Origin of the sequence: Streptomyces europaeiscabiei, assembly GCF_001550375.1 — a bacterium.
In the GTDB taxonomy this organism is placed as follows: domain Bacteria; phylum Actinomycetota; class Actinomycetes; order Streptomycetales; family Streptomycetaceae; genus Streptomyces; species Streptomyces europaeiscabiei.
In genome coordinates, this window is sequence record NZ_LRTR01000466.1 from 20,881 (window position 1) to 28,565 (window position 7,685).

Below are 7,685 nucleotides of genomic sequence, written 5' to 3' on the forward strand. Positions count from 1 at the left end.
GGGGGCTCGCCCTCGTTCGGGCGGCGGAGTTACCTTCGAGATGCGTGCGGGCGCGTGCCGAGGCGCGTGCGCCGCCCGTGAGTACTCCCTTCATGCGCCCACTGAGTACTCCCTCTCATACGCCCACTTCGGACCCTGGGGGGCCGTGATGGTCGAGGAGCTGGTGACGGCGGGGGTGGCCCTCGCGTCCGTCGGCGCGGTGTACGTGGTGTCGGCGGCGCGGGTCGTGAAGCAGTACGAGCGGGGGGTGGTCTTCCGGCTCGGCCGGCTGAGGCCGGCGGTGCGCGGGCCCGGCTTCACGATGGTCGTGCCGTTCGTCGACCGGCTCCAGAAGGTCAACATGCAGATCGTGACGATGCCGGTGCCCGCACAGGAGGGCATCACGCGGGACAACGTCACGGTCCGGGTGGACGCCGTCGTCTACTTCAAGGTGACCTCGGCGGCGGACGCGATCGTGCGGGTGGAGGACTACCGGTTCGCCGTCTCGCAGATGGCGCAGACCTCGCTCAGGTCCATCATCGGCAAGAGCGAGCTGGACGATCTGCTCGCCGACCGGGAGAAGCTCAACCAGGGGCTGGAGCTGATGATCGACAGCCCGGCGGTCGAGTGGGGCGTCACCATCGACCGGGTCGAGATCAAGGATGTGTCGCTGCCCGAGACGATGAAGCGGTCCATGGCCCGGCAGGCCGAGGCCGACCGGGAGCGCCGGGCCCGCATCATCAACGCCGACGCCGAGCTGCAGGCCTCCAAGAAGCTCGCGGAGGCCGCCCAGCAGATGTCCGCCCAGCCCGCCGCGCTCCAACTACGGCTGCTGCAGACCGTGGTGGCGGTGGCGGCGGAGAAGAACTCCACGCTCGTCCTGCCGTTCCCGGTGGAGCTGCTGCGGTTCCTGGAGCGGGCCCAGCAGGGGGCGCCGCCGGTGGCGCCACCGGTTCCGGGGGTACCGCACCCTCCGTCGCACGGTGCGCCGTAGCCGGTGAGTCTTCTGTGGGTGGGTGGGGCTTCTCGCGCAGTTCCCCGCGCCCCTGAAAAGCAGGGCTGCGGCCCTTGCTTCTCGGCCCGCCCGTCGTCCTCCGGGCCCGCAGGGGCCTCCGGAAACCGATGCGGAAGCAACTCCCTCCCCACGGGACCCGTTTGAAACCGGACCCCCATGGGGCGATTTTCAGACAGGTCTAGACCTCACCCGTTGCGCAGGAGATCGTTGCTTCCTGTGTTTGCACTGTGAATTCCCGTGACCACGAGGTGGGGCGTTACCGGACGGTAATGACATAGGGGGCGTGCGCCCTCGTTGTGTGCTCGGCCTGAAGTCGACCTTGTGTGCCCCCTGCGCGCCTAGGAATAGTTGGCGCCGCACAGTTGGCATGGACGCGGCGTTTTCTTTCGTATGCCGCCTCCTTGCCCGCACGACTTCCGGCCGGGACGGGCCCCCACGCCCTTCTTGGCCAACCCCCACAGGAGGACGAGACTTGAAGCACCGACGCATACCCAGGCGCCGTGCCGTCGTGACAGGTGCGGGCATCGCCGCACTGGTCGCCGCGGGAGTGACCTTCCAGACTGCGAACGCGAGCGAGACCGCGCCGGCCCCCGAGCCGAAAGCCCTCTCCATCACGGCGGCCGGAAAGCTCGCCCTGAGCCTCGACACGGACCTCGGCGCCGACGCCGCGGGAACGTATTACGACGCGAAGAGCAAGCTCCTCGTCGTGAACGTGCTCGACGAGACCGCCGCCGAGACCGTCGAGGCGGCCGGCGCCAAGGCCCGCATCGTCGAGAACTCCCTCGCCGAACTGAAGAGCGCCCGGACGACCCTCAAGGCGGACGCCACCATCCCCGGCACCGCCTGGGCCACCGACCCGACCACCAACAAGGTCGTCGTCACCGCGGACCGCACCGTCTCCAAGACCGAACTGGCGAGATTGACGAAGGTCGTGGACGGCCTCGGCGCCAAGGCCGAACTCAAGCGCACCAAGGGCGAGTACAAGCCCTTCGTCGCGGGCGGCGACGCCATCACCGGCGGCAGCGGCCGCTGCTCCCTCGGCTTCAACGTGGTCAAGGGCGGAGAGCCGTTCTTCCTGACGGCCGGTCACTGCACCGAGGGCATCTCCACGTGGTCGGCCGGCGGCCAGGTCATCGGCGAGAACGAGGACTCCAGCTTCCCGGGCGACGACTACGGCCTGGTCAAGTACACCGCGGACGTCGACCACCCCAGCGAGGTCAACCTCTACGACGGCTCCACCCAGGCCATCTCCGGGGCCGCCGAGGCGACCGTCGGTATGAAGGTCACCCGCAGCGGCTCGACCACCCAGGTCCACAGCGGTACGGTCACCGGCCTCGACGCCACCGTGAACTACGGCAACGGCGACATCGTCAACGGCCTCGTCCAGACCGACGTCTGCGCCGAGCCCGGCGACAGCGGCGGCTCGCTCTTCTCCGGTGACAAGGCCATCGGCCTCACCTCCGGCGGCAGCGGCGACTGCACCTCGGGCGGCGAGACCTTCTTCCAGCCCGTCACCGAGGCGCTGTCGGCGACCGGTACGCAGATCGGCTGATCAGCGGATCGGCTGAGGTTCGAAGTGCCGGAAGGCCTGGGAGTCGGAAGGCCGGGGCTCATGCTCCGGAAGGCCGGGGCTCACCCTCCGGAAGGCTGAGGCTCGCGCTCCGAAGGCCGGCGCTCCGGCTTCTTCCTCAGGGCCGCCATCACCACGGTGATGGCGGCCCCCGCCGCTGCCCAGGCGGAGAGCACCAACAGCGGGCCGGTGATGTCGTTGCCCTCGAAGTACGAGATCGAGCGGGCCACCCACACGCCCGCGCCCGGTGGCAGTGCCGGGCCGATCGCCGCCCAGAACGGTGGCAGCAACGGTGGCGGCAGCGCGCCGCCCGCGCTCGGGTTGCCCGCGATCACCACCAGCAGGACGGCCACCCCGATGCCGGCGATGCCGAAGACGCACTGCAGCGCCAGCGTGGCCGCGCCCACCGCGAAGACGACCAGCGCCCCCAGCCCCCACAGCGCCGCCACGCTCCCGGGCAGGGCGCCCAGGACCGGCCCGGCGATGACCGCGCCGCTGAGTCCGCCGAGGATCGCGAACAGCGCCAGGACGGCCAGCCGGATCACCCCGCGCCGGATGTTGGTGGGCCGCGCCCCCGCGCTCATCGCCAGCGCCGACGCGCACAGATAGCCACCCACGCACCAGCCCACGACCAGATAGAAGGACGTGAGCCCGTTGGCGTCCCCGATGTCGGCCGGGGCCACGTCCACCGTTCGCAGCGTGCGGCCCTCGGATTTCTCCAACGCGGTGACGAGTGTGGCCAGTGCGCCCGCGAGGGTGCGGCCCCCGCCGGAGGCGACCAGCAGGGTGTCGGTGGTGCCGGCCGGGTCGATCAGCAGGGCGCCGTCGATCTCCCGGGCCGTGATCCGCTCGCGCGCCGTCGCCCGGTCGGCCACGGTGCGCGGGTCCAGCGGCTCGCCCGGCAGCCGCTCCAGCCTGGTCACCGCCTGTTCGGCCGCCGCGGCCCGTGGCGCGACCACACCGAACGGCACGTCCCTGAGCTTCGGGCTGTGCAGCGCCCCCACGTACGAGGCGATGAAGAGCAGTTGCAGGGCGAGCACCCCGATGACGAGCAGGGTGGCCCGCGGCGTGACCCCGTCCTTGAGCTCGTCGACGAAGGATCTGGGGGTGGGATCGGCCGTCTGTGTCATGTCCCCACGGTCCGGGGCGGGCGACGTTTGCGCAGGTGGGATGGGGCCGAATGGCCATCGCACATAAGTTCGAGAAGTGGTCTATGGTGGAGGCGGGAAGGTCGTGAACTGATGTTCGAGTCGAATGATTGGTCGGCCTGGTGACTGATCGGGTCGAGTGGTCGATCGGGTCGAGTGGTCGATCGAGCGCGGGAGGTGCGTGTGCCGGGGTTCACGCATCTGCACACCGTCTCCGGGTTCTCCCTGCGGTACGGGGCCTCGCATCCGGAGCGGCTCGCCGAGCGTGCCTCCGAGCGGGGTATGGACGCCCTCGCGCTCACCGACCGGGACACCCTCGCGGGCGCCGTCCGGTTCGCCAAGGCCTGCGCCGGGGCCGGGATCCGTCCGCTGTTCGGGGTGGAGCTGGCGGTGGAGGTGCCCGCCGCCGCCGTACGGCAGGCGCGGCGGCGGGCACCCGTGCGCGGTGGCGCCTTCATCGATGAGTCGACTCCTCGGGTGACGTTCCTCGCGCGCGAGGGTGCGACCGGCTGGGCCGAGCTGTGCAGAATCGTTTCGGCGGCGCATGCGGACAGTGGCCCGGGTGGGGGCAGGAGTGAGATTCCGCCGCTGCTGCCCTGGTCGGAGTGTGCCGCCGAGGGCCTGACCGTGCTTCTCGGACCCGCCTCCGACGTGGGGCGCGCGCTGGCCGCCGGGCGCCCCGACCGCGCCGCGAAGCTCCTGGTGCCCTGGCGGGAGAGGTACGGCGACGCCCTGCGCCTCGAAGCGATGTGGCACGGCCGTGAGGGCACCGGCCCCGGTTCGCTGCGGCTGGCGGCTCGTACCGTCGGCTTCGCCGCCGAGCAGCGCGTACGGCCGGTGCTCAGCAACGCCGTCCGGTACGCCGACCCCGGCATGGGCCCGGTCGCCGACGTCCTGGACGCGGCCCGGCGGCTGGTCCCCGTCGACCCCCGGGGCGAGCTGGACTCGGGCGAGGCCTGGCTCAAGGGCGCGGACGCCATGCTGGCCGTCGCCGAGCGGGTCGTCGAGGCCGCCGGGTACCGCCGCGACACCGCGTACCGCCTGCTGGAGCAGACCCGGGCCACGGCCGCCGAGTGTCTGGTCGACCCGGAGGACGACCTCGGCCTCGGCACCGTCCACTTCCCCGAGCCGCACCTCGTCGGCGCGGGCCGCCGCACCGCCCAGCGGGCGCTGGCCTCACGGGCGGCGGCCGGGATGGTCCGGCACGGCTACGGCACCCGGCGTGCGTACTGGGAGCGGATGCACCAGGAACTGGACGTCATCGCCCACCACGGCTTCGCCTCCTACTTCCTGACGGTCGCCCAGGTCGTCGACGACGTACGAAGGATGGGCATCAGGGTCGCCGCACGTGGCTCCGGCGCGGGCTCCCTGGTGAACCACCTCCTGGACATCGCGCACGCCGACCCCGTCGAACACGGCCTGCTGATGGAGCGGTTCCTGTCCAAGCGGCGGGTCGCGCTGCCCGACATCGACATCGACGTGGAGTCCGCGCGCCGTCTTGAGGTCTACCGCGCGATCATCGGCCGGTTCGGCACCGATCGGGTCGCGACCGTCGCGATGCCGGAGACGTACCGTGTCCGCCACGCCGTCCGCGACGTGGGCGCGGCCCTCTCCCTGGACCCCGCCGACATCGACCGGATCGCCAAGTCCTTCCCGCACATCCGGGCGCGGGACGCGCGGGCGGCACTCGAGGAGCTGCCCGAACTCAGGCGGCTGGCGGGGGAGAAGGAGAAGTACGGCCGGCTGTGGGAGCTGGTGGAGGCGCTCGACGCCCTCCCGCGCGGAGTCGCCATGCACCCGTGCGGGGTGCTCCTGTCCGACGCGTCCCTGCTGAGCCGTACGCCGGTGATGCCGACCAGCGGCGAGGGGCTCCCCATGTCCCAGTTCGACAAGGACGACGTGGAGGATCTCGGGCTGCTCAAACTCGACGTGCTGGGCGTGCGGATGCAGTCGGCGATGGCGCACGCGGTGGCGGAGGTGGCGCGGGCGACGGGGGAGCGGGTCGACCTGGACGCGCTCGACTTCGAGCGGGGCGCGGGCGACCCGGCGACGTATGAACTCATCCGTTCCACCGAGACGCTGGGCTGCTTCCAGATCGAGTCGCCGGGGCAGCGGGACCTGGTGGGGCGGCTCCAGCCGGCCACCTTCCACGACCTCGTGGTGGACATCTCCCTCTTCCGGCCCGGTCCGGTCGCCGCCGACATGGTGCGGCCGTTCATCGCGGCCCGGCACGGGCGGGCGCCGGTCCGTTACCCGCACGACGATCTGGCGGAGCCGCTGCGGGAGACGTACGGCGTGGTCGTCTTCCACGAGCAGGTCATCGACATCGTGCACCTCATGACCGGCTGCGGCCGGGACGAGGCGGACCGGGTGCGGCGCGGGCTGTCCGACCCCGGGTCACAGGGGCGGATCCGGGTCTGGTTCGCGCAGCACGCGGCCGCGAAGGGGTACGACGCCGAGACGATTCAGCGGACCTGGGAGATCGTCGAGGCCTTCGGGTCGTACGGCTTCTGCAAGGCACACGCGGTGGCGTTCGCGGTGCCGACGTACCAGTCGGCGTGGCTGAAGACGCACCATCCGGCGGCGTTCTACGCGGGGCTGCTCACGCACGACCCCGGGATGTACCCGAAGCGGCTGTTGCTGGCGGACGCGCGGCGGCGGGGGGTGCCGATCCTGCCGTTGGACGTGAACCGGTCGGCGGTCGCCCATTGTATCGAACTGGTGTCTGATTCAGGTGGTCCTGAGGACGGGTCGGGAGAGGAGAAGGCGTGGGGGATCCGGCTCGCCCTCTGTGATGTGCACGGCATCAGCGAGGCCGAGGCGGCGCGGATCGCGGACGGGCAGCCGTACGCCTCGCTGCTGGACTTCTGGGAGCGGGCACGGCCGAGCCGGCCGCTGGCCGGGCGGCTGGCGCAGGTGGGGGCGTTGGACGCGTTCGGCGCCAACCGGCGTGATCTGCAGCTGCACTTGACCGAGCTGCAGCGGAGCGGCCGGGGTGCGGGTGGTGGCCAGCTACCGATGGCGGGCGGGCGGCGGACCGCGTCGGCCGGTCTGCCGGACCTGTCCTCCGCCGAGCGGCTCAGCGCCGAGCTGGGTGTGCTCTCGATGGACGTCTCGCGCAATCTGATGGACGACCACCGGGCGTTCCTCGACGAGTTGGGCGTGGTGTCGGCGCGGCGGCTGCGGGAAGCGCGGCACGGGGAGACGGTGCTGGTCGCGGGTGCCAAGGCGGCGACCCAGACCCCGCCCATCCGCTCCGGCAAGCGGGTCGTCTTCACCACCCTCGACGACGGCACAGGCCTGGTCGACCTCGCCTTCTTCGACGACTCCCACGACGCCTGCGCCCACACGGTCTTCCATTCCTGGCTGCTGCTGGTGCGCGGGGTGGTGCAGCGGCGCGGCCCGCGCAGCCTCAGCGTGGTGGGCGCCGCCGCCTGGAACCTCGCCGAGCTGGTGGAGCTGAGGCGCGAGGGCGGCCTCGACGCGGTGGCGCCCCGGCTGGCGGTGCCCGCGGACACCGGGAGTGTCCCCGACGGCGGAGCCTCCGACGGAGGGCGGCGTGGTGACACCGGCCGTCGGATCCGTATGTCCACCGGCTACGAGATGCATCCATGGGCCGATCTGCGGCCCGCGGGCGAAGAGCCCTCACAAGGTCCTTCTCAGGTACGGAAGTTGTGGCACCAGAGTCCAGGGAGTGCGGGATGACCATCCTCTGCGTACGTTTCCAGCTGCCGCCGAAGTACGAGGCGGCTCTGCCCGGTCTGCTGGGTCTGATCGAGGACTTCACCCCGGTTGTGGAGGCGCTGCCGCCGGACGGGGCGCTGGCCGATCTGCGGGGCGCCGAACGGTACTTCGGCCGGGACACCGAGGAACTGGCCCGGCTGATCCGGGTCCGCGCCCTCGCGCTGTACGGCGTCGACTGTCTGATCGGCGCCGGGCCGGGACCGCTGACGGCGCGGCTGGCGCTGGGGGC

Annotated in this window: 5 protein-coding genes; 4 read left to right on the plus strand and 1 reads right to left on the minus strand. The window is 71.8% G+C overall.

Annotation, left to right across the window (positions count from 1 at the left end):
• Positions 1 to 148: 148 nt before the first annotated feature.
• Positions 149 to 973, plus strand: a complete 825-nt coding sequence (locus AWZ10_RS22690) for a slipin family protein (protein WP_060891918.1) — start codon at positions 149 to 151, stop codon at positions 971 to 973.
• 493 nt (positions 974 to 1,466) lie between these two features.
• On the plus strand, positions 1,467 to 2,546 hold the full coding sequence (locus AWZ10_RS22695; protein WP_107417483.1) for a S1 family peptidase: 1,080 nt from the start codon (positions 1,467 to 1,469) through the stop codon (positions 2,544 to 2,546).
• Positions 2,547 to 2,626: 80 nt separating this feature from the next.
• Here the strand turns inward: AWZ10_RS22695 and AWZ10_RS22700 are convergent, their stop codons facing one another.
• Positions 2,627 to 3,694: a hypothetical protein gene (locus AWZ10_RS22700; protein WP_060891920.1), complete on the minus strand. Its 1,068-nt coding sequence runs from the start codon at positions 3,692 to 3,694 to the stop codon at positions 2,627 to 2,629.
• Between the two features lie 201 nt (positions 3,695 to 3,895).
• Here AWZ10_RS22700 and AWZ10_RS22705 point away from each other — a divergent pair, with 201 nt between their 5' ends.
• Both AWZ10_RS22705 and AWZ10_RS22710 read left to right on the plus strand, forming a co-directional pair.
• Entirely contained in the window at positions 3,896 to 7,417 is a 3,522-nt protein-coding gene (locus AWZ10_RS22705) for a DNA polymerase III subunit alpha (RefSeq protein WP_060891921.1), read from the plus strand.
• A partial coding sequence (locus tag AWZ10_RS22710; protein ID WP_482258111.1) for a Y-family DNA polymerase occupies positions 7,414 to 7,685 on the plus strand: 272 nt, incomplete at its 3' end. The genes AWZ10_RS22705 and AWZ10_RS22710, both read left to right, overlap by 4 nt.